Annotated in this window: 17 protein-coding genes; 9 read left to right on the plus strand and 8 right to left on the minus strand. The window is 41.5% G+C overall.

Annotated elements, in window-relative coordinates:
- Positions 1-185 precede the first annotated feature (185 nt).
- The 5 genes from B0184_RS01040 to B0184_RS01060 all read left to right on the plus strand — a co-directional run bounded on the left by B0184_RS01040 (position 186) and on the right by B0184_RS01060 (position 5683).
- Positions 186-1487: an NCS2 family permease gene (locus B0184_RS01040; protein ID WP_005708559.1), complete on the plus strand. Its 1302-nt coding sequence runs from the start codon at positions 186-188 to the stop codon at positions 1485-1487.
- A gap of 214 nt (positions 1488-1701) precedes the next feature.
- The gene (proB, locus tag B0184_RS01045) at positions 1702-2790 is read left to right on the plus strand and encodes a glutamate 5-kinase (protein WP_005708446.1); all 1089 of its coding nucleotides are present in this window, start codon (positions 1702-1704) and stop codon (positions 2788-2790) included.
- 8 nt (positions 2791-2798) lie between these two features.
- A complete protein-coding gene (locus B0184_RS01050) occupies positions 2799-3563 on the plus strand; it encodes a TSUP family transporter (protein ID WP_005708625.1) in 765 nt (254 codons plus the stop codon).
- Complete coding sequence (nth, locus tag B0184_RS01055) at positions 3563-4198, plus strand: endonuclease III (RefSeq protein ID WP_005708530.1); 636 nt, start codon at positions 3563-3565, stop codon at positions 4196-4198. The genes B0184_RS01050 and nth overlap by 1 nt, the downstream gene beginning before the upstream one ends.
- Before the next feature lie 105 nt (positions 4199-4303).
- A complete protein-coding gene (locus B0184_RS01060; protein ID WP_005708415.1) occupies positions 4304-5683 on the plus strand; it encodes an L-serine ammonia-lyase in 1380 nt (459 codons plus the stop codon).
- A gap of 128 nt (positions 5684-5811) precedes the next feature.
- Here the strand turns inward: B0184_RS01060 and thrB are convergent, their stop codons facing one another.
- Positions 5812-6762: a homoserine kinase gene (thrB, locus tag B0184_RS01065; RefSeq protein WP_005708621.1), complete on the minus strand. Its 951-nt coding sequence runs from the start codon at positions 6760-6762 to the stop codon at positions 5812-5814.
- Positions 6762-9218 carry a bifunctional aspartate kinase/homoserine dehydrogenase I gene (thrA, locus tag B0184_RS01070; RefSeq protein WP_005708442.1) on the minus strand — a complete coding sequence of 819 codons (2457 nt, stop codon included), beginning with the start codon at positions 9216-9218 and terminating at the stop codon, positions 6762-6764. Before thrA ends, thrB begins: the two co-directional genes overlap by 1 nt.
- A 404-nt stretch (positions 9219-9622) precedes the next feature.
- Between thrA and yajC the strand changes: the two genes are divergently transcribed.
- The 3 genes from yajC to secF all read left to right on the plus strand — a co-directional run bounded on the left by yajC (position 9623) and on the right by secF (position 12829).
- Complete coding sequence (yajC, locus tag B0184_RS01075; RefSeq protein ID WP_005708546.1) at positions 9623-9922, plus strand: preprotein translocase subunit YajC; 300 nt, start codon at positions 9623-9625, stop codon at positions 9920-9922.
- Between the two features lie 74 nt (positions 9923-9996).
- Entirely contained in the window at positions 9997-11844 is a 1848-nt protein-coding gene (secD, locus tag B0184_RS01080) for a protein translocase subunit SecD (RefSeq protein WP_078177600.1), read from the plus strand.
- A gap of 10 nt (positions 11845-11854) precedes the next feature.
- Positions 11855-12829, plus strand: a complete 975-nt coding sequence (gene secF, locus B0184_RS01085; RefSeq protein WP_005708590.1) for a protein translocase subunit SecF — start codon at positions 11855-11857, stop codon at positions 12827-12829.
- 96 nt (positions 12830-12925) lie between these two features.
- Here the strand turns inward: secF and cydD are convergent, their stop codons facing one another.
- From cydD to envC, 4 genes are all read right to left on the minus strand, one after another.
- On the minus strand, positions 12926-14662 hold the full coding sequence (gene cydD / locus B0184_RS01090; RefSeq protein ID WP_005708531.1) for a heme ABC transporter permease/ATP-binding protein CydD: 1737 nt from the start codon (positions 14660-14662) through the stop codon (positions 12926-12928).
- 29 nt (positions 14663-14691) lie between these two features.
- Entirely contained in the window at positions 14692-18621 is a 3930-nt protein-coding gene (gene tamB / locus B0184_RS01095; protein WP_005708613.1) for an autotransporter assembly complex protein TamB, read from the minus strand.
- 1 nt (position 18622) lies between these two features.
- A complete protein-coding gene (gene tamA, locus B0184_RS01100) occupies positions 18623-20359 on the minus strand; it encodes an autotransporter assembly complex protein TamA (RefSeq protein WP_371510827.1) in 1737 nt (578 codons plus the stop codon).
- 228 nt (positions 20360-20587) lie between these two features.
- Complete coding sequence (gene envC / locus B0184_RS01105; protein WP_005708610.1) at positions 20588-21763, minus strand: murein hydrolase activator EnvC; 1176 nt, start codon at positions 21761-21763, stop codon at positions 20588-20590.
- Between the two features lie 184 nt (positions 21764-21947).
- On the opposite strand from envC, the gene B0184_RS01110 reads away from it, so the two are divergent.
- Complete coding sequence (locus tag B0184_RS01110) at positions 21948-22631, plus strand: 2,3-diphosphoglycerate-dependent phosphoglycerate mutase (protein ID WP_005708618.1); 684 nt, start codon at positions 21948-21950, stop codon at positions 22629-22631.
- Positions 22632-22815: 184 nt separating this feature from the next.
- Here B0184_RS01110 and B0184_RS01115 read toward each other — a convergent pair whose 3' ends face one another.
- Both B0184_RS01115 and nfo read right to left on the minus strand, forming a co-directional pair.
- Positions 22816-23397: a C40 family peptidase gene (locus B0184_RS01115; protein WP_039851288.1), complete on the minus strand. Its 582-nt coding sequence runs from the start codon at positions 23395-23397 to the stop codon at positions 22816-22818.
- A gap of 102 nt (positions 23398-23499) precedes the next feature.
- Positions 23500-24345, minus strand: a complete 846-nt coding sequence (gene nfo / locus B0184_RS01120; RefSeq protein WP_005708543.1) for a deoxyribonuclease IV — start codon at positions 24343-24345, stop codon at positions 23500-23502.
- Positions 24346-24395: the final 50 nt, after the last annotated feature.

Below are 24395 nucleotides of genomic sequence, written 5' to 3' on the forward strand. Positions count from 1 at the left end.
ATTTTTGGCGATCTAGTAACCTCCCGCTTGGATAACCAATCCATCAAGCGGTTAATTTTTCATAGCATTTTGCAAATCGTTATGAAAAATTGACCGCTTATTTTATGAATTTATAAGCAATCGTTTGCTTATTAAAGGGGGATTCTGTAAAATTCGCCCTAATTTTTTCTACATTAGAGGTCTTTATGTCTTTATTTAATTTTGAAGAACGTGGCTCAAACGTTCGTCAAGAGGTGATTGCAGGATTAACTACATTCCTTGCAATGGTTTATTCTATTTTTGTTGTGCCTGGAATGTTAAGCCAAGCAGGCTTCCCTGCTGAATCGGTGTTTATCGCAACCTGCTTAGTGTCGGGGTTAGGCTCAATCTTAATCGGCTTATGGGCAAACGCACCAATGGCAATCGGTAGTGCAATTTCTTTAACTGCATTTACCGCTTTCAGCTTAGTGTTAGGTCAAGGCATTTCGATTCCCGTGGCACTGGGTGCCATCTTCTTAATGGGGGTTGTATTTACCCTTATTTCAGTAACAGGGGTTCGCTCTTGGATCTTACGCAATCTTCCTTCTAGCATCGCTCACGGTGCTGGTATCGGTATCGGTTTATTCCTTCTATTGATTGCGGCAACTAACGTAAAATTAGTCATCAACAGTGGCATTGATATTCCTGTGAAAATGGGCGAATTTACCTCATTTCCTGTAATGATGTCACTACTTGGCTTGGCTGCAATCGTGGGTTTAGAACGCTTAAAAGTAAAAGGCTCAATCCTTTGGGTAATCATTGTGATTACTATCATCGGTTTGATTTTTGATCCGAATGTAAAATATTCGGGTTTCTTTAAAATGCCAAGTTTTGGTGAGAACTCATTATTCTTGGAATTAGATGTAATGGGCGCATTAAATGCGGCAATTTTACCTGTGGTATTCGCATTAGTGATGACGGCAATCTTCGATGCAACAGGGACAATCCGTGCAGTTGCTGGTCAAGCAAATTTATTAGACAAAGATGGTCAAATCTTAAATGGTGGTCGTGCTTTAACCTCTGACTCATTAGGCTCAGTGTTATCAGGCTTATTCGGCACTGCACCAGCCGCAGTTTATATCGAATCAGCTGCAGGTACTGCAGTTGGCGGTAAAACAGGTTTAACCGCAGTAGTGGTGGGTATCGGTTTCTTATTGATGCTTTTCTTCCAGCCATTAGCAAGTTTAGTGCCAAGCTATGCAACCGCACCAGCATTAATGTATGTAGGCTTATTGATGTTAAGCAACGTATCAAAATTAGATTTTGATGACTTCGTTGGTGCAATGTCTGGCTTAGTGTGTGCAGTATTTATTGTACTTACTGCTAACATCGTGACTGGTATTATGCTAGGTTTCGCAACCTTAGTGATTGGTCGCACTATCTCTGGCGAATTCAACAAATTAAACATCGGCACAGTGATTATTGCGATTGTGTTAGTGGCATTCTATGCGTTAGGTTTAGCGATTTAATTTATATATCTCTCTAAAAATAAGAATCTGCATCTTAAAAATTAGATTAAATTCTAATCTGATAAGATGCAGATTTTTTATGATTAAATATTGTCAATTCTTTGTATAACAACCTTATTATTTAAATCTAGAATATGTAAAAATGAACAGATTGGAGAAACCAGATAAACTAGATTAAGATTAAGCTTTAATCATTCATTTAATATAAAAGCCTATGAAAACCATTGTCATCAAATTCGGTACAAGCACTTTAACCCACGGCGGTAAAAGCCTTAGCCGTCCTTATATGTTGGAGCTTGTAAAGCAGATAGCAGAGCTTCATAAACATCATCGTGTTATTGTAGTTACCTCTGGTGCAGCCGCTGCAGGGCGTGATTATTTAGGACATCCTGAACTACCGAAAACGCTTGCTTATAAACAGATGCTTGCTGCGGTTGGACAAAGCCAGTTAATCCGCACTTGGGAAAATCTTTTTGATATTTACGGTATCAATATCGGGCAAATTCTCTTGACCCGTGCTGATATTGATGATCGCGAACGTTTCTTAAATGCACGCGATACGCTAAATGCCTTGCTTGAACAAAAAATTATCCCTATTATCAATGAAAATGACACCGTAGCAACCGAAGAGTTTAAAGTAGGCGATAACGATAATTTATCTGCTTTAGTGGCAATTTTAGCTCAAGCCGATCAGCTCTATTTATTGACTGACCAAGAAGGTTTATTTACAGCTGATCCACGTAAAGATCCAAGCGCAACTTTACTTTCTGTGGTTGAAAAAATCACACCAGAAATTCGCCAAATTGCGGGCGGAAGCTCAACTGGGCTTGGCACAGGTGGAATGAGTACCAAAATTATTGCTGCTGATATTGCAACTCGTTCAGGCGTGGAAACCATTATTGCCTCAGGTTCGCGTGAAAATGTGTTGGTAGATTTAGCCAATGGACACGCGATTGGTAGCAAATTTTTGGCACAATCCGACCGCTTGGAAGGGCGTAAGCAGTGGCTTTTTGCTGCACCGCAAGTAGGAAGCATCGTGGTGGATAAAGGGGCAGAAACCGCATTATTGCAGCACAAATCGCTCTTACCTGTTGGGATTCTAGAAGTCAAAGGTGAGTTTGCTCGCGGTGAATTGGTGAAAGTATTCAATACCGAAGGAAAACCACTGGCACTTGGCTTGGTTCGCTACGGCGATGAGGCTTTACGCCGTATTAAAGGACAAAAATCAGCTGAAATCGAGCACTTGCTCGGCTATGAATTTGGTACGGTGGCAATTCATAGCGATGAAATGGTCGTTTATTAGGAAAACCTATGGAAATTGGATTTGATGTGATCGCAATGCTTTTTGGCGTTGCTACTGTTGCAGGTTTTATTGACGCAATTGCGGGCGGTGGCGGGCTATTGACCATTCCCGCCTTGCTTTCCACTGGCTTACCACCTTCGGTTGCGTTGGGTACGAATAAATTGCAAGCTTGCGGAGGTTCATTCTCGGCTTCGCTCTATTTTGTTCGCAAAAAAGCGGTCGATTTAAAACAGGTTGCACTGCTGATTTTACTGACATTTATCGGTGCCGCTCTCGGCACGATTGTGGTACAAAATATTAATGTGAATGCATTGAAAATCGGCTTACCTTTTCTGATTTTTGCTATCGGCATCTATTTTTTATTTAGCCCAAACATTGGCGATCAAGATCGCAAACAACGCATCAGCTACCCGCTGTTCGGCTTTACGGCGGGAATAGGATTAGGCTTTTACGATGGTGTTTTCGGACCTGCAGTCGGCTCATTTTACACACTCGCTTTCGTGCTTTTGCTTGGATTTAACCTCACCAAAGCAGTTGCTCATGCTAAAGTGTTGAATTTCACCTCTAACCTTGCATCGTTACTTTTCTTTATTTTGGGCGGAGCCGTGCTCTGGAAAATTGGTTTCATTATGCTTATTGGGCAATTTATCGGGGCAACATTGGGGGCAAGAATGGTGGTAACTAAAGGCAAAAAACTAATTCGTCCAATGTTAGTGACAATTTCGTTTATAATGGTCGCCAAAATGCTCTATGAACAAGGATTTTTTGGATAATGAACCAAGCAAAACGTGTTGAAATTTTAACAAGATTGCGGAATGAAAACCCGCACCCTACCACTGAATTAAATTATTCCTCACCTTTTGAATTACTGATCGCAGTCATTCTTTCTGCCCAAGCAACAGACAAAGGTGTGAACAAAGCTACAGATAAACTTTTCCCCGTTACTAATACGCCTGAAGCAATTTTAGCTTTAGGCGTTGATGGCTTAAAAGAGTACATTAAAACCATTGGGCTATTTAATAGCAAAGCGGAAAATATCATTAAAACGTGCCGTGATTTGATTGAAAAACATAATGGCATTGTGCCTGAAGATCGTGAGGCATTAGAAGCACTAGCAGGTGTTGGGCGAAAAACGGCTAATGTAGTGTTAAATACCGCATTTGGGCATCCAACTATCGCGGTTGATACGCATATTTTCCGTGTTTCGAACCGCACAGGTTTTGCCCCTGGAAAAAATGTCGTGGAAGTCGAGAAGAAGCTTTTGAAAGTGGTGCCAGATGAGTTTAAAGTCGATGTACATCACTGGCTGATTTTACACGGTCGCTACACCTGTATTGCTCGTAAACCGCATTGTGGCTCGTGTATCATTGAAGATTTATGTGAATATAAAGAGAAGACTGATATTTAATTTTTTAAAATTGTTTACCAAAAAAGGCGGTCTATTTTATAGGAAAGTTTGCAGCTTTCCAGTAAAATACCGCCTTTTGATTTTTATAGAGTATTTAATAATTTTATGATTAGTGTGTTTGATATGTTTAAAGTAGGGATTGGTCCATCTAGTTCTCATACCGTTGGCCCAATGAAAGCTGCGAAACAGTTTGTCAATGAATTGATTACTTGCAAATTATTAACTAAAACTAACCGCTTGGAAGTCCATATTTATGGCTCACTTTCACTCACTGGCCGTGGACATAACACTGATATTGCCGTAGTGATGGGCTTGATGGGCTATTTGCCAGATAATGTGGATATTGAAAGCATTGAGCCAACGATTGAGCAAATCAAACAAACCAATAAGCTCTATTTAGCTCAAGCAGATAGCTCAAACATGCATACCATTGATTTTGATTTCTACAAAGATATGCCGTTTCATTACGACTTTTTACCTCGTCACGAAAATGGGATGACGCTTAAAGCGTTCAATGCAGATGAGCTACTTTTCGAAAAAACATTTTATTCGATTGGTGGTGGGTTTATCGTCGATGATGAATATTTCGGTGAAACGACTCAAGACGAAGTACAAGTGCCTTTTCCTTATCAACATGCAGAAGACTTGTTAAAACATTGCCGTGAGCAAGGTTTACCGCTTTCTAGCCTAATGTGGAAAAATGAGTTGGCATTGCGTTCGAAAGAAGAAGTTGGGTACTATCTTGCTCATATCTGGCAGGCAATGGAAGCCTGTATTCAGCGTGGCTTGCATACTGAAGGTTTGTTGCCAGGTTCGCTAAAAGTAGTTCGCCGAGCAGCATCACTGCGTCGAAGTTTGGAAGCGAATAGTAAATTCAACCAAGACCCAATGCAAATTATCGACTGGGTTAATATGTTTGCCTTAGCGGTAAATGAAGAAAATGCAGCGGGTGGACGCGTGGTTACCGCACCGACGAATGGTGCTTGTGGTATTGTGCCTGCTGTGTTGGCTTATTATCAGCAATTTATCGCCCCACTTAATCAAGAAACCATAGAGCGTTATTTGTTAGCAACCAGTGCGATTGGCTCGTTATATAAAATGAATGCCTCAATTTCAGGGGCTGAAGTAGGTTGTCAAGGCGAAGTGGGTGTAGCTTGTTCAATGGCAGCAGCGGGCTTAACCGAAATTATGGGTGGTACACCAGATCAGGTTTGCATTGCAGCAGAAATTGCAATGGAACATAACCTAGGCTTAACTTGCGATCCTGTAGGCGGACAAGTACAAGTGCCTTGTATTGAACGTAATGCAATTGCGGCGGTTAAAGCCATCAACGCTAGCCGAATGGCATTACGCCTTACAACACAGCCGCGAGTCACGCTTGATAAAGTCATCGAAACAATGTACGAAACAGGAAAAGATATGAACGCCAAATACCGTGAAACTTCAACAGGTGGCTTGGCGATCAAAATTTTACCGTGTGATTAGTTTTATAAGACTTAAATGAGGTTTTAACCAACACTTTTGTCTACTATGTCTATAACATAAGCGGTCTATTTCTTGAAGCATTTTGCAAAATCTTAAAAGAAATAGACCGCTTGTTTATTCAGCACAAGTTACTTCAATTCTCTCGCCCCTAAATTATCTACTTTACAGATATGAATAAATCCTTCGTTATTTTGGAGGTATTCTTTTTCTAAGTAGGCTTCCAGTTTTTGAGCGTGTTCCAAATCTGGTGCAATCGCAAACATCGTTGGGCCTGAGCCAGAAATGCCAACTGCTAATGCGCCGAGATCTTTACAACCTTGACGAACGGTTGGGAAGTTTGGCAATAAGTTTTCGCGATAAGGTTCGGCGATTAGATCTTTCATCATTACCGCTGCTAATACATCTTGGTGCGTATGGCAAGCGTGGACGAATGAGCCTAAATAACTAGCTTGTTGGATCATATCTTGGCGGGTGTAATTTTTAGGTAAAATCGCCCTAGCCTCTGCAGTCGAAACTTCAATACCAGGGTAAGCGAGCACCCAATACCATTCATCAAAGAATGGTAATGGTTGGCAGATATTGCCGAGCGATTGGGTCATTAATTGCAAACCGCCTAAGTAGCATGGTGCGACGTTGTCGTAGTGGATTGAACCTGAAATGCGTCCCTCCAATTCTCCCATCATCTCCAACAATTCCATTTTTGAAAATGGCTCATCGTGGAATTTGTTGAGAGCAACTAATGCAGCCACAATCGAGCATGCACTTGAACCTAAGCCCGAACCGATTGGCATATTCTTTTCGAGCGTTAAGCGTAAATTTTTCACGCTGCCACCACGTAATTTAAAGCGTTCACTGAAAAGTACATAAGCCTGATAAACGATGTTTTTTTGCGGTTCTTTTGGTAATTTGCGAACAAAATAACCGACACTTTCAAGCTCAAATAGCTGATCGCAATCTTCAATTTGCACCACATCGCCTAATAAAGAGCCGTTAATTGGTGAAATAGCGGCCCCTAGAGAGTCAAAACCTACACTAATATTTGCACTCGAAGCAGGAGCATAAATGCGTAATGTTGTCATTATTGTGCTCCTCCGTACAGGGTGCGTAAAATATCGGCAAAGATACCCGCAGCAGTAACACTATTTCCTGCTCCATAACCACGTAATAAGAGTGGAATTGGGCTGTAGTATCGAGTAAAGAATGCTAGAGCGTTTTCGCCATTTTTCACTTTGTAAAGTGGATGTTCAGAATCGACCGCTTCAATTGCGACACGGCATTTGCCATTTTCAATTGAGGCAACATAACGCAACACCTTACCTTCTGCTTTTGCTGCTTCAATGCGTTTGTTGAACTCTTCGTCAAGCCCTGGTAACACCGCTAAGAATTCCTCTTTATTCATGCCTTCTGAGAACCCTTTTGGTAATACACCTTCCACTTCAATGTCTTCAAACTCAAGTTCTAAACCCATTTCACGTGCTAAGATCAACAATTTACGTGCTACATCTGCACCCGATAAATCATCACGTGGATCAGGTTCGGTAAAACCTTTCTCTTTTGCGAGTAAGGTGGCTTCTGAAAGGCTTAAGCCCTCTTCTAATTGGCCGAAAATGAAAGAGAGAGAGCCAGATAAGATCCCTTCAAATTTCTCAACTTCATCGCCCGCAGCAAGCAAGTTTTGTAAGTTTTCGATAACCGGTAAGCCTGCTCCTACGTTTGTTTCGTATAAGAATTTATGCTGACTTTGGCGAGCATTTTCACGCATTTCTTGGTAGTAAGCGTAGCTTGAGGTGTTCGCTTTTTTGTTTGGTGTCACCACGTGGAAACCTTCTTTTAACGCACGAGCGTAAAGGTTTGCAACCGATTGTGCTGAAGTACAATCCACAAATACAGGATTTACTACGTGGTGCAATTTGATAAACGAAAGCAACACATCAAAATCTGATGGCTGTGTTGCATTTTCTAAATCTTGTTGCCAGTTATCTAAATTTAAACCGTTTTCATTGAGTAACATTTTATCTGAGTTGGCTAATGCACAAACTCGGATCTCAATATCCTTCTTTGAAAGAAACTCCTTTTGTTGTTTCACTTGTTCAATCAATGAACCGCCCACACCACCTACGCCCACGAGGAACATATCCACCACTTTTTTATTGCTGAATAAGCGTTTATGCGTTGCTTTTACGGCTTCAATCGCTTTATTTAACGGCACTACCGCAGAGATAGAACGTTCAGAAGAGCCTTGAGCGATTGCTACAATACTGATGTTTGCTTGAGCAAGTGCAGAGAAGAAACGAGCTGCGATCCCTTTTGCAGTACGCATACCATCCCCCACCACAGAGACGATAGAGAGATCTTTGATGATATCGATTGGATCAAGCAAGTTTTCAGCCAATTCTGGCGCAAATTCTACATTTAATGCGACAAGTGCTTTTTCTGCTGATTTTGCTGGCACGCAGAAACTGATGCTGTATTCAGAAGAAGATTGGGTAATTAAGATGACGGAAATACCCGCTTTTGACATTGAAGAGAACACGCGAGAAGCCATCCCCACCATACCTTGCATTCCTGCACCAGACACGTTGAACATCGCCACATTATCAAGGTTGGTAATGCCTTTTACTTTTAAGCCATCATCAGCAATATTGCCGTCAATGTAAGTGCCTTTGCCCTCTGGATTGCCTGTGTTTTTGATTAAGCATGGAATATTGAGCGGTACAAGTGGTCCGATTGTGCGAGGGTGAATCACTTTCGCCCCGAAGTAAGAAAGCTCCATCGCCTCTTGGTAGCTCATCGATTCTAAGCAGATTGCATCAGGGACTAAACGCGGATCGCAAGTATAAACGCCGTCTACGTCCGTCCAGATTTCACAACATTCTGCGTTTAAACAAGCTGCTAAACAAGCCGCAGAATAATCTGAACCATTGCGACCCAACAGCACTAATTCGCCTTTTTCATTACCTGCAGTGAACCCTGCCATTAACACAATATTTTTCTTTGGAATAGCATTAACATCTACACGCTTGGTTGACTCAACGATATCTACAGAAGACTCTAAATAGCTTCCAATAGCAAGTAATTTTTCAACAGGATTAATGTTGGTTACTTCGTAACCTTTTGCTTCAAACCACGCTTGCATCATTGCAATTGAAAGTTTTTCACCACGGCAGTGAATGGTTGCTGCTACGGAATCTGGAAGAGACTTACTTTGTGCCGCATCTTGGGCAATGCCTTGGATTTGTTTAAGTTCAGCTTCAACCAATGCTAATAAACCTTCACGATCAACCTTATTATTTGCTGTATGTAAGCCATTGATAATATTGAAGAAAATGTCCGTTGCTTCAGAAAGGTTTTGCTCGAAAGATTCACCAACAATCGCTTTATCAACGATGGCAACTAAATGATTGGTGATTTTAGCGGGAGCAGAAAGCACGCCTGCCGCCTGAGATTTTAAATGTGCCTTTTCGATGATATCCGCCGCTTGCATGAAGCGTTCTGGATTTGCAAGCGATGTGCCGCCGAATTTAAGAACTCGCATAGTTTCTCCTGAATGATAAAAGAATGATGTTGTAAATTTTCCTACAAAAAAGCCCGCTTGTAGCGGGCTTTTCTTGGTTGATTTTAGCAATACTGACCCGCACTACACGAAGATGGTAATGATCGTAATCATGGTGGTCATCATTGCTTGAGTATTCATAATTAGCTATTTAATTTAGCGTGAAAGATGGGTAGAGAATGTGCCAAAGTGAGAGATTTGTCAATGGTTTTTTGTTGAGATTTGGGAAATATTTTTGCTGGTTTATTATTTTTCCTCCGCATAAATTTTCTACTCGTGAAAAAATCAATTTTATGCTATTTTATAATACACTTTTTTCCGCTAATTTTGGCAGAATACGGAAAAAGGATATTTTTAACTTAACTCATTGATTTTAAGGAGCTTTTATGCAACAAGGTAGCGGTTTAGAAATGTTGATCATTCTCGCAGTGTTCGGTGTGATTTTCTATTTTATGGTTTTCCGCCCACAATCTAAACGCCAAAAAGAACAACGTAACTTACTTTCAAGCCTTGCAAAAGGAGATGAAATCTTAACAAGCGGTGGTTTAATCGGCAAAATTACCAAAGTGAGTACAGAAGACGAAAACATCGTGATTGCATTAAATGACAATAACGAAGTGATGATTTCTCGTAACTTCGTGGTAGCGACCTTACCAAAAGGTACAATGAAAGCGTTAAAACCTTAATCTCATTTTTAACGCTTGTTTTAAGTAGCTTAAAGCCTGCTTAAAACAAGCGTTTTACTTTTAGGAGAATTAGTGTGTTAAATCGATTCCCGTTATGGAAAAATCTGATGATCATCATTGTGACGCTCATCGGTAGCTTGTATGCTCTTCCAAACTTATATGGTGAAGATCCATCCGTGCAAATTTCAGGTACGCGTGGGCACGAGGCAACAATAGAAACATTGACTCAAGTCAATAATGCTCTTGCATCGTTAAATATCTCACCAAAAGCAACACAGCTTGAAAATGGCTCGATCTTAGTACGTCTAGAAAAAGACGATCAACAATTGCCGGCTAAAGAAAAAATCGCTGAAGTATTAGGCGATAAATATTCGGTAGCATTAAACCTTGCTCCAGCGACACCAACTTGGCTAACGGATATTGGCGGTAGCCCAATGAAACGTGGCCTAGACTTACGTGGTGGGGTTCGCTTCTTAATGGAAGTGGATATGAACACAGCAATGCAAAAGCAGCAGGAAAGCTTACAAGACTCTTTACGAAGTGATTTCCGAAAAGAGAAAATTGGCTATAAAGCGGTTAAAAAAGGCGAGAATTTTGCAACTGTGATTGAGTTTAATGACTCTGTTGATGCAGATAAATCAGTGCGCTTAGTAAAACGTACGCATACCACGCTAGAAGCCACTTATAACTCACCGACAGAAGTAACTTTTGCACTTTCTGCAACAGGTTTATCTTCTGCTCGAGATATGGCCATTGAGCAAAACTTATCTATTTTACGTAAACGTGTGGAAGAGTTAGGTGTTTCTGAGCCAACTATTCAGCGTCAAGGTGCCGATCGTATCGTGGTTGAGCTGCCTGGTGTGCAAGATACCGCACGTGCGAAAGAGCTACTAGGTGCAACTGCAACGCTTGAGTTCCGTTTAGTCAATGATGCGGCAAACCCAGAAGCAGCAACGCGTGGGATTGTGCCTGCAGATTCAGAACTCAAATATACGCAAGATGGTCGCCCAATGGTGCTTAAACGTAAGCCAAGTTTAGGCGGTGAGCATATTATTGATGCAAACTCTGGCAAAGATGACCGTGGCTTACCACAAGTTAGCATTAAGCTAGACAGCGATGGTGGTAACCAAATGGCAGAGATTACGAAAAGTGCAGTCGGTAAGCCAATGGCAACGCTTTATAGCGAGTTCAAGGATTCTGGTCGTCGTGATGCGAATGGTAAAGTGATCCTTGAAAAACACGAAGAAGTGATTAACGTGGCAACAATCAACAGCCGTTTGGGTAATCAATTCCAAATCACAGGGATTAACTCACCTGCTGAAGCCCAAAACTTAGCAGTACTGCTTCGTTCAGGGGCATTGATTGCGCCAATCGTTATCGTAGAAGAGCGTACAGTCGGTGCATCACTTGGTGCAGATAACGTGGAAAAAGGCTTGGAAGCAGGGATGTATGGTCTTGTGCTCACCATTATTTTCTGCTTGGTGTACTACAAAATGTTCGGCGTGTTTGCTTCGATTGCATTAACCGTTAATATGATTTTAACCATGGGTTTAATGTCGTTAATTGGTGCAACCTTAACCATGCCTGGGATTGCGGGTATCGTGCTTGCTGTGGGGATGTCGGTAGATGCGAACGTATTGATTTACGAACGCATTAAAGAAGAGTTGCGTAATGGTCGATCAGTACAACAAGCGATTCACGAAGGCTATAACGGTGCATTTACCTCTATTTTCGACTCAAACTTAACCACCGTTTTAACCTCATTAGTGCTTTATGCTGTGGGTACAGGGCCTGTAAAAGGCTTTGCGATTACTTTGGCATTAGGCGTAATGATCTCTATGTTTACCGCAATCACAGGAACACGTATGCTTGTAAACTGGGTATATGGTGGTAATAAACGTGTGAAAAAACTTTGGATTTAAGGTGATATAAATGGCAACTGTTCAAAAAGAAAAAGACGCATCGGAAATTAAGCTTCCGTATAAACTGATTCCATTTATGCGATATCGCTTCATCGGTTTTGGTTTCTCACTCATTGTCACAGCACTTTGTATTTTTTCTATCGTGACTAAAGGGTTTAACTGGGGGTTAGATTTCACGGGTGGTACAGTGATTGAAACCTCATTTTCACAACCTGCTGACTTGGAAAAAGTGCGTGCCTCTTTAGAAAAAGAAGGCTTTGGCAGTGCGTTAGTGCAAACCACGGGTAGCCAAAAAGATATTATGATCCGCTTGCCTGCTTCTGCGGGTGATAAAGATCTCGGCAATAAAATTATGAATATGGTTCATAAAGATATTGACCCACAAGCGGTAATTAAAAGCGTGGAATTTGTTGGACCAAACGTGGGGGAAGAACTCACGCAAGGGGCAATCTATGCAACGCTTGCAACACTTGGAATGCTCTTACTTTACGTTGGTACGCGTTTTGAAGTGCGTATGGCATTTGGTGGTATTTTAGCCTTGTTTCACGACGTATTGGTTACAGTGGGGATTTTCTCTTTCCTCCAAATTGAGATTGACCTTACCTTTGTGGCAGCGATTCTTTCGGTCGTGGGTTACTCACTGAACGACTCCATCGTGGTATTCGACCGTGTGCGGGAAAACTTCAGTAAAATTCGCCGCGTAAGTTCGCAAGAGGTGATTGATATTTCATTAAGCCAAACGCTTTCACGTACTTTAATGACCTCTATAACCACACTCTTTGTAGTAGCAGCTCTCTTCTGGTTTGGTGGACCAAGTATTCACAGTTTCTCGCTCGCCTTGTTGATCGGTATCGGCTTTGGTACTTATTCTTCCATCTATATCGCAATCGGTGTGGCATTAGAGCTAGGCTTAGACCGCGAACATATGAACAAACCCGTGGTTGAAAAAGAAGGTGCAAATACCGAATCTTTTATTGACTACTAGTTGGTAAGTTTCAAATAAAAAAAGACCGCTTGTTAGAATGATCAGAATCACAAGCGGTTTTTTTATAATAATTTTGTCTATTATGACTTTTGTTTGCTAGTTTAATAACTCCACAAAATCTCCTTGCGATTTAATCTCTGCAAATTTTCCTTTTTGGATAATCTCTCCTTTTTTCATTACCCAAATTTCATCGCAATTCGCTAAATCTTCAACACGATGGGTGATCATCAGCGTTGTGTATTGCTGGCTTAAATGTTGCAAGGCTTCTAGCACTTGTTGTTCAGACTGCAAGTCTAAACTTGCAGTGGGTTCGTCTAACATCAATAATTCATAATCTCTTAATAGAGCACGAGCAATAGCAATACGTTGAGCCTGCCCGCCAGAAATGCCTGCATTGCTGTCTTGCACTTGATGCTCTAAGCCTAAACGGTAAACAAACTCATCTGCTTTAGAACGCGAAAGCGCTTGCTCTAGTGATTGTTCTGAGACTTCGCGATTACCAAGCAGAATATTCTCTTTTAATGAACCACGAATAAGTTGAGGATTTTGCCCCACCCACGCCAACTTTGCTCGCCATTGGCTTAAGTTTAATTCACGCAGTTCAACGCCATTGATGGTAACCGAACCTTCATACGGTAAGAAGCCAAGCAGCATATTCATCAATGAGCTTTTGCCTGCCCCGCTCTGTCCAACTAAAGCGATATGCTGTTTTTCACAAATTTCGAAATTGAGTGGCTGAGTTAAGCATTTGCCTTGCACAGAAAGCACCACGCAATCTTTGGCTTGAATCACAAGCGGTTGATTTTGGAAATCTTTTTGTAAAACTTGGTGAGATAACACCTCTTCATTTAAAAAGGTTTCTATATTGTCCGCTGCCGCAATAGCCGCCGCTTTATCGTGATAGAACACGCCCAATTCGCGAAGCGGCTGATAAAACTCTGGTGCGAGCATCAAGCAGAAAAAGCCCGTAAATAACCCAACGGCAACGCCATAACCACCAAAATCTAATTCGCCTAAGAAGGTAAAGCCAAAGTAAACCGCCATTACCGCAATCGAAATTGCCGTAAAAAATTCAAGCACAGCCGAAGAAAGAAACGCCATTTTCAACACATCCATGGTGCTCAAACGGAACTCTTCCGTGCTTTGATAAATTTGCTCAGTCTGCTTTTTCGCTTGCCCAAATAGACGGATGGTTTCTAATCCGCGAAGTTTATCTAAAAATTGACCGCTCATTCGTGAGAGAACGCCAATATTGCGTTGGTTGGCTTCCACCGCTTTAATTCCCGCTAATGCCATAAAAATAGGGAGCAGTGGCAGTGTTGAGAATAAAATTAAACCTGCCGCCCAGTTGATGGGAAAGACCACACAGAGGATTAAGATAGGCACAATCAACGATAAAAACTGCTGTGGCAGATAGCGAGCATAGAAATTATGCAGATTTTCAACCTGCTCCAACATCAAATTAGCCCAACTGCCTGTCGGTTTTTGCTGGAGTGACATCGGACCAACTGCTAACAGTTTTTGAATAATCTGTTGGCGCAAATGCAATCTCAAAGTTTTCCCAGCTTTAAATCCCATTTGCTCACGTAGCCAAATCAGCACCGCTCTGGCAGTGAAGCTGCCGAATAATAACCCTATTTCAGCTATAAATTGGCTTCCTGTTTGATGTTCAATAATAATTTTATGCAACATCAAGGCAATGAGCGCCATCTGCCCCATCATAAACAAGGCACTGATTGCACCAAAGAACACATTCAGCAGCAGATATTTTTTCACAATTTTCTGCTGCTCACGTAGCCATTTTTGTAGAAGTTTTTGTCGTTCTTTTTTCATTTATTTCTCTGTAAGTGATTGGCGTATTTTTAATCAAAATCAAAACGATACATTAAATCGACCGCTTGATTTACGCTGGAGACCCATTGTAAATACAATTTCGGGGCAAGATTGTAGCGTAAAGTGAGCTCCGTTAAAGGGGCAAAAATGCCTACACCATATTTCACTCTAAATTTTGGCGTGAGGCTCGCACTCACTTCCACCTTCGTATTATCGCCAATCCCTGCCGTGCTTACGCTTAAATCATTTAACCCAAAAGCACTGCCTACTTTGCCGACCGTTTTGCTGCTTTTTACCAAACTCATACCAAGCAAGGCTGCTGCCATTGAATTACTTGAGCTAGTATCACCGCTACTGTCTAACGAACGCCCTGTTAAGATATAAGAAAGAGCATTGTTTTGTGACATCGCAGGCTCTGAGAAGACTTTAACTTCAGGGCTATCTGCCAAGCCAACCACTTTTATACCAGCGGTAATTGAACTATCCTCCATTGCTTCTGGATTGCGGATCGCTTCAATATTCAAACTTGGCTGTGAAGGTAAGCCAGCAAAACTAATTTGCCCTTTGCGGATAAGTAAATCCTGCCCGAATGAAGCGTATCGCCCTCTGGTTAAATTTACTAGTCCATACAAACCTAAGCCCTGTTTGCCTTGACGAACCGCAATGGTCCCGTCTAGGTTAGCTTTCAAACCGTAAGCATTGAGTTTCACATCATCGCCGATATGAATATTGATGTTCGATTTAATCGCCATACCACTTGGCGTGGTTTGTGGAATTTGACGCTGTGCGAGCGGAATTTTTTTCTTTACGGAACCATCCATAATCACTTCATCATCACTTACGCTAACCGCACTTTCTGGCAACTCTTCCACTTCAATTCTTGCCCACGGAATATCGATGTCCCCCCCCAACTCCAGCTCTTTGGGTGTAACCGAAACCGAAATATTCGGGCTTACTTCCACTTTCCCAATATTTGGCATACTCACTTTAAAGCGATTGGCACGAGCGTTAATCGTACTTCGCCAAGCATCCAGTTTTCGCCAATCGGCAGAGCCATCTAAATGCAGAGCACTCTCTGGCGTTTGAACCACCCCCGAAAGGGTAGAACTCGCGCCATGGAAATTCATTGCCAAGCGTCCATCGGTAATATCAAACGGCATTGAAACCGATTTTGCACGTAAATTGCTCAAGCCCAACTGCCCATGTAATTGTGGTGCAAGAACATTTCCGCCGATCGTCAATTTCGCATTGATATTGCCATCGACTGATTCTCCGCCCGTTAATAACGGTTTGATTAAACGAAGCGAAAGCTGATCAATCTCAATTTGTCCAGATAATGTTCGTGACTTGGTAATGTCTTTCATCACTAAATCTGTTGCTAATCGCCCATTATTTTCAATTCGTAAATCTGTTTTTAGGCTCAGATTATTATCTGCCAAATGAGCGTTGATTCTAAGTGGGCTCGCAGTAATCGGGAACGTTTTACCCTCCGATAAAGTTTGCGTAAATTTTAAGCTATGTGAATTAATCTCTAAATTTACTTGAGGTGCTCTGTTTTTAAACCACGCTGCATCGCCTTTTGCCGAAAGAATGCCCGATAATTGCGTGCTATTATCTAAATAAGTTTTTAGCATCGCTAAATCTAATCGTTTGATCTCAAACGGAATTTTGCCTTCTTGCCCCGCATTAAAGGTTTGCGGGAAACAGAGTTCTGCGTGCGAATTTAGCCAGCAATGAGACGACACTTGGGCATTAATTTTCTGATTGTTGTAATTCACATCCACCGCTTGGTTGGTTCTAAATTTGCCTAGCTCTCGGTTTTCAATTGTCAATTTACTGATTTGCCCATTCCACACTTGTTGCAAGCGGTCAAATTTGCCAGAAAGTTGCAAATTAGCCGAGATTGGGTCACCTTTTGCGTTGAACGTGAGACTATGTTGTGCTTCTGATCCTTTTGCATTGAGATCCGCTTTTTCGACTTTAATTTCGCCATAGGCAAATTTTTGCAGCATTAATGCTACATCCCCTTGAATGGTTTTCTCGGTCGTGACTTTCCCTTTCGCCGTTAAATGTTGTAAATTAAGATCATCATACGCCACATTATTGGCAGTTAGATCGAGCACTAAGTTTGGCTCGCTCACTTTACCCGAAAGCGTTATATCACCTTTGATACCCGCTTTTAAACGTGGCACTAAACCTTGTAAATTAGGGGCGTTTAGATTAGCGGTAAAGTTTGAATTATCACCCAACACGCCTTGCATTGCGATGCGATTTTCGCCATAAATCAAGGTTGCATTTGGTACGTTCAACAAGGTTTGATGATCTGACTTCAATTGCCCTTGAAGTTGAAACGAGCGTTGTGAAAGCGTGCCTTTGATATCCATTTTAGGCACATCAACCGCCCACTCTCCACTCTCTTTTCCGCGAGCGGCATAGCCGTTATTTTCAAGCTCGCCACTTAACACCGCAGCCCAATCTGGTGCGAGCGATTTTGTATTGATATTGTTGAGCTTCAATTTGCTTTGCCATTCAACGCCATCATGCCAATCAACCAAGCCTGAAAGCTGAGCTTTACCGTCTAGAGCGGTTAAATTTAGGTTATCAATGGCAAAATGAGTAATAGTGCCATTGCCTTTTAAATCCACGCTTGTAGCGGGAATATTCATTCCCTTCGCATTGCCTGAAAGCCTGAGTTGATAATGGCTCATATCGCCTTGTAAATTCAAGGCAACATTATTTAATTTCAGCGGATCATTCTTGTCCAGCGTAATGGCATAGCTTGCCGACGGGCTGTTTAGGTTAAGATTAAACGGATTTTTCTCTGTGGCTAACGCAATATCGCCCGATAATTCGGCTTGAATTGCTCCCGTCGTTTTTACATTTAATAACGTTTTTTGGAAAAGATCACCAGAAAGTGCAACATCCGCATTATTTACAGGAATTACCGATGAGAAGTTTTGTAAACCTTCCGCGTGCAGTTGCAAATCAAGCGGATAATCCCCATTTAGCATCAGCTGCCCTTGTGCGGAAAGATTGCCTTGCTGACTTTTCAGATTTAAACGGCTAATTTCAATTGTTTGGTGATCTGCTTTTGCAGCTAAGATTGCTTGATCCAAATTAAAAATCTGGCTTGGTTTCTCATCTGGGGTTAATGGCTTTTGAGTGATGTTGATATTGGCTAAATTCAGCTGCTCAATATTAAAATCAAGTGGCAAAATAAGAGGTTGTTTTTTGGTTAAAAATGGTGAATTTAGCGTTTTCTGAATGGCTGCCCAATCAATCGGCTCTTTTGCAGATTGTTCTTTAGATTGGACCGCTTGTTTCGCCTCAACATCCTCCGCTTTCATTGGAGCAAGCGAAATCGCCAAGCCATTTAACTCGGTTGGGAAAAGGGTAACAGAGCGCCCTTTACCTTGAATGCCCGACTGAAAATGATCGAGTTGAATATCTAACGCATCCACTTTCACGCTGATGTTATCCAACGCAATCTTTTTTGCGGTAATCCCAAGCGGTAGGTTAAGTTCGGTAAAAGGCTCGCTTTCTTCTTGAGGTTGAGATGGCGGAAGTTTGCTCGTATCAATCGCAACTTGCATATCTTTCAAGCTCAAGTTTTCAAGGCAAGCGTCATATTTCCACAAGCAAGAAAAATCGAAATGTAACTGTGCCAAGCCAGCAGAAACATCCACGCCAGCCATTTTGTATTGGGTATTGGTAAGCGTTAATCCCTCTTGCAAGCTGCCTTCAACCTGCTCAATGGAAAACCCATCTAATAAGCGATCAGCCAAATGAATGACCGAACGTTGCCCGTAACCTGTGGCAAGATAGCCCATTACACCAACAAAAAGTAGCGGAATCCCGCACAGCATCCAACGCACAAACTTGCCTTTGAGTTTTGGTTTTATTTCTGAAAATTGCTTTTCTGTTTCGCTCGATTTTTCTGTGATTTCTTGTTCTTGCATACTAAAGTTCTGAACCTAATCCGATATAAATTTGCACGCCTTTTTCATTGCTTGGCGATTTTACAGGTGTTGCGACATCAAGTTTGATGGAACCAATGGGGGATGCCCAACGCACACCAATGCCCGCCCCTGCGTGTAAATCTTTGCTGTTGAATTTGTCAGACGCTAATCCCGTATCATAAAAAGCGGCTGCCCACCAATCTGGGTAAACTTGATATTGATATTCCACCGAACCTGTGGCTAAGCGCGAACCGCCGAGCCGTTTTCCGTTATGGGGATCGCGCGGTGAAATATCTTTGTAGCCAAAGCCTCGCACGCTCATATCGCCCCCAGCAAAATAGCGTAACGCAGGCGGGATTCGCTCAAATTCTTTGGTGTGAATACTGCCCACTTCGCCACGCAATACAAAGCGGTGGTTTTTAAAGTAGGTTCGAATCCAAGCGGTAGACAGTTTCCAACTATAAAAATTAACATCCGACGTCAGATCTTTCGCCCCCCAGTTCACCGTTAATTTTTGCGTATCGCCCCACAATGGGAAACGACGTCCATCTGAACGGGTGCGATTTAATGATGCTGTTGGGTAAATCAGCAGCGTTTTATGCGAAATATCTGCTTGCGTAAAGGAATCGTAACGAGCTTTCACGCCAGCCGAAAACGACCAGCCTGTTTCGCGTGTCCAAAACCGCATTAAGCCCAAGGTTGCCGCGGTTGATTTGGTATCATTTTGATCTTCACGCTCAATTCCGCCAGACACTTGGTAATAATAATGAATTGGGTTTGCTCGCACAGGAATGTTATAGCCAAATTCTGCAGTCTGTTCAGGGCGAGAAATGTAAGTGCGGGATTCAAAACTATGCCCGCGACTGTTAATCCAAGGTTTCTTCCAGTTAAATTGCAAACGTGGACCCACATCGGTTGCAAAGCCTAAACCAACTTCCATCTCATTACGTTTACGAGGCTGAAAGAGTACATTGAGATCCACTGTTTTCTGCTCTTCATTTAACTTTGGTTCAACCAACACGGAAGAGAACCAATTGCTTGATGTATAATCTGAAGTCAGCGTGGTTAAATCGTTCCCGTTGTATGGCTTGCCCGTATGGATTTTAAGAATATTCCGCAAATAATCTTCACGAATTTGGTTATCGGTAAATTCGATTTCTCCATAACGATAACGCTCACCGCTGTCATAGCCTAATCGCCAATCGGCGGAATGCTCACTTGGATACACCTCAAGACGATGATAGAGCCAATGCCCATCAAAATAGCCTTTTTTGAAGGCAAGCCCTTCTAAGCTACTTTTGAAATTATCATAAACGCGATGATATAAAGTCGCCCCTTTTTTCGGCACGGTGGTGAGCAGATGTTCAAAATCCGGATCGGTTTTCGCCTCGCCAATAATTTGTACATCCGTTTCATCAATTTTGATGGTTTCTTTATCCAGCTCAACATTTAACACCAAGATCGGCTTTTTGCCCTTGCGCGGTTCTAACACAAACTGATATTTTGTGTTGTAAAAACCTTTCGCGCGCAAACCTTTATCGACCGCATTTTTGACTAAATATTGGTAACGCTCGGAACCATCGGCATATTCGGGTGCAATTTGCGATAAAAAAATCTGCACGTTTGCCCAAGCATCTTTATCTCTGCTTGCAATGCCTCTGACCTCTAAATCAACTTGAGCTTGTTCGCTATTTTCTGAAGGCTCAGAAGCAGTCGAGTTTTCTTCCTCTTTTGCGATTTCTTCTGCATAGCTCAATGAAGAGATTGCTATCAGGCAACAAAGTGTTAAAAAACGAAATTTAAAATGCACGTTATTTCCTTGGAAATCACCTAGGGCTACACGCCCTAGGTTAGTTATAGATATGTCTCTACGAGACACTAATCATTTAGTCATTCCAGCCCTATAAGGGCTGATTCATGAGTAACCTAGGGCGAGAGCCCTAAGATGATACTGACAGTGATAAATTTATCTCACCAATCTCAACGGATTCACCGCTACACCTGCTCGAGTAATACCAAAATAAAGCGCGGGGCTACTTCGACCGCCAGAGTTCCCCACAGTTGCAATCGTTTGACCTGCGGAAACGCGAGCACCTTCTTTCACAAAAATACTTTGAGCATAACCATAAACGGATAAATCCTCTCGACCGTGGCTGATTACTACCACATTGCCGTAGCCTTGTAGCCAGCCAGCCACCATCACTTTGCCACCAGCAATAGTTCGAATTGGTGTGCCTGCACTGGCTGAAATCACGACACCATTCCAACCATTACCAAAGTTAGTTACGACTTTACCAGAAACTGGCATCGAATATTTGCTTGAATCTAAACCGCTACCCGCTCGCACTTGCTGCTTCTCACTTTCCGTCGCTTTGCGGTTCTCTTCTCGGCTTTTCTTCGCATCTAACTGAGCAATATCACGTTTTTCTTGCTCTTCAGCTTGGCGCGTTGCTGCCACCAATTTTTGTTGAAGAGCAGCAGCATTCGCTCTTAATTCTTCCAATTGGCTTTGGTCTTTTTCAAGTGTTTTATCAATTGCCTTTAATGTATTTTCTCTCTCACGCTGCACTTTTTTTAAGTCTTGCTCTTGCTTCTTTTGGGTCGAAAGTTGCGTTTGGTGCCCTTTCTGTTGTCCTTTTAGTTCATCGCGACGTGCTTTTAGTTCCTTTTGAGTATGGCGTAAATCATTAATTAAATCAATGCGAACTTGATTGATGTGTTCATAGTAAGCGGTCATTCTGTCTGCATGTTTTGCAGAATCGGACATCAGCCTTTCAAGCACAGAAGGATGAATACCCGAACGGTACGCCGAATCCAACTGATCTTTTAATCGCTCTTTTTGCTCTTTTTCTTGCTGTTCTAACCGCTGGATCTCTTGTTCAGTGCGTTTAATTGAAGCCCGAATATCCGCCAATGAACTCTCGGTATCTTTTAGTTTGGTAAAGACTTGCCCCATTTCCACTTCTTGCTGTTTAAGTGTAGCTTGCAACGCATTACGTTTTTGGCGGCTTTCATTGATTTTACTTTTCTGTTTTTCGATTTTTTGATTGATTTCAGAAAGCTGATTGGCGTGACTTATCGCAATTAGGCTATTTAAACCAAATAAGCTAAATATGAGAACGAAAAGGTAGCGAATTTTCACAAAAATTCCTTAAGCAAGCAGATATAAATGTTGCCTATTCTAGTGAAATTTTTGAGGAAAATCAGCTTTTCTACGACTTTTTACACGCTTTTACAAAAAGAAAGCGCTTTACCCTTTAAAAATCAGGGATTTTTTGCTATAAATACTGAGTTTTCATAATCAACTCAACTTAATAGGAGCTCCTATGGAATTAGTATTTATTCGTCACGGTTTTAGTGAATGGAATGCTAAAAACTTATTTACAGGTTGGCGTGATGTTAATTTAACAGAACGTGGTATCGAAGAAGCAAAAGCCGCGGGTAAAAAATTATTAGACGCTGGTTACGAATTCGACATCGCATTCACTTCTGTATTAACGCGCGCAATCAAAACTTGTAACATCGTATTAGAAGAATCTAACCAATTATGGATTCCTCAAGTGAAAAACTGGCGTTTAAACGAACGTCACTACGGTGCATTACAAGGCTTAGACAAAAAAGCAACAGCAGAACAATATGGCGATGAGCAAGTTCACATATGGCGTCGTTCTTACGACATCTCCCCTCCTGATTTAGATCCGCAAGACCCAAATTCCGCACACAACGACCGTCGTTACGCACACTTACCAAAAGATGTGATTCCAAACGCAGAAAACTTAAAAATCACATTAGAACGTGTTTTACCCTTCTGGGAAGACCAAATCGCACCAGCATTATTATCTGGTAAACGTGTGCTTGTAACAGCTCACGGTAATTCATTACGTGCGTTAGCAAAACACATTATCGGTATTTCTGATGCTGAAATTATGGATTTCGAAATTCCAACGGGTCAGCCATTAGTATTAAAATTAGATGACAAATTAAACTTTGTAGAGAAATTCTATCTATAAGTTAAAAACTAATTGAATAGAAAGCTTAAAATAAAAATAATCTGCACTCTAAAAGTTGGATTAAACATCCACTGATTAAAGTGTAGATTTTTTGATGGTAACAGATTGGCAAGCATAGCATACAAAATAATTGCTAAAAGANNTCTTTTAGCAATTATTTTGCTTTTATCTATTATAATAAATCTTAAAGCACTCTGCGTGATTGAGTATAAGTTCTTGACCAGTAGCTTTCAGAAAGAGAGCTTGTTGTTACGCCTTGGCTTGTGCTAGCGTGAACGAATTTTCCTCCACCAATATACACACCTACGTGGTTATTCTTTCGGAAAAAGACTAAATCACCAGGCTGTAAATCCGATTTAGAAATAGAACGCCCTGAATAACGTTGCTCAGCAGTTGAACGAGGAAGATGGATATTAAAAGCACCACTCATTGTTTTTTGTACAAAAGCTGAACAATCAATTCCACCCACACCTGTACCACCTAAGTGGTAACGCGTCCCAACCCATTGGCGATAAACTTGGTTTACCTTTTGTGAGCCATTTTTTGAAGCGGTCGTATTTGAGGTTTGGTTTGCATTTACTTTCACAGATTTGCTTTTCGCATTTTGTTCAATCTGCTCTGCTGTTGCCGCTTTAGCCACAATACGTGCTTTAACTTGATGGGTTGAAGTACTACTTAAACTCGCATTTGCTTGAAACGTCAATCCTGCGAACAGGACAAATAATGAGAGTTTTAGCTGGGTTAAAAGTGAAAATTTTTTATTCATAATTTTGTCTCGCCAGAACAACTAAAGCGTGTTTATTCCTATTAAAAAATTAATCAATCTGCAATAAAAATTTATTGCAAAAACTGGTTGGAGGAGTATAACCTATTTTTTTGCTAATGTCCGTAAAAATTTTATCTCTTCTGCCCAAATATCGGGATTTATCGTCTCCAAAATCATTGGAATGCCATCAAAGCGGTCATCTTTCATAATAAATTCGCAAAATGCTGTGCCAATTGTGCCTTCACGTAACGTATCGTGACGGTCTTTTCGGCTGCCTAATGGCGTTTTCGAACCATTGAGGTGTATTCCACGTAAATATTCGAAGCCTACCACTTGTTCAAATTCGGCAAAAGTTTTTTCGCATTGTTCAAGTGAGCTAATATCGTAACCCGCTGAAAAAGTATGGCAAGTATCTAAACAGACGCCCACACGACTTTTATCCTCTACTTGTTCAATAATCTCTGCCAGATGTTCGAAGCGATAGCCTAAATTTGAACCTTGTCCTGCGGTATTTTCGATCACGGCAATTACATTTGGTACTTTACTCACAGCAATATTGATTGACTCGGCAATTCTTGCCAAACAATCTTGTTCAGAAATTTTGTTTAAGTGAGAACCTGGGTGGAAATTAAGCAATTTTAATCCTAGTTGATTTGCACGTTCCATTTCATCAATAAAGGCATTACGTGATTTTTCTAAGCCTTCTGCCCCTGGACTGCCTAAGTTAATTAAATAGCTGTCGTGTGGCAAAATTTGATCGGCTGTGAAATGATGCACTTGGCAAAAACGTTTAAATTTCTCTATAGTTTCTGCTTTTAATGGCGGTGCTTTCCATTGACGCTGATTTTTGGTAAACAGTGCAAAAGCATTCGCGCCAATTTCTACTGCTCGCAACACGGCTTGTTCAACACCACCTGATGCACTCACGTGAGCCCCAATATATTTCATTGTATTTCCTCTTATTGTCTATTTTTGTTCTATAAAAGTCGTGTAGAATA

The organism is Haemophilus paraphrohaemolyticus (assembly GCF_002015045.1).
GTDB lineage: Bacteria > Pseudomonadota > Gammaproteobacteria > Enterobacterales > Pasteurellaceae > Haemophilus_A > Haemophilus_A paraphrohaemolyticus.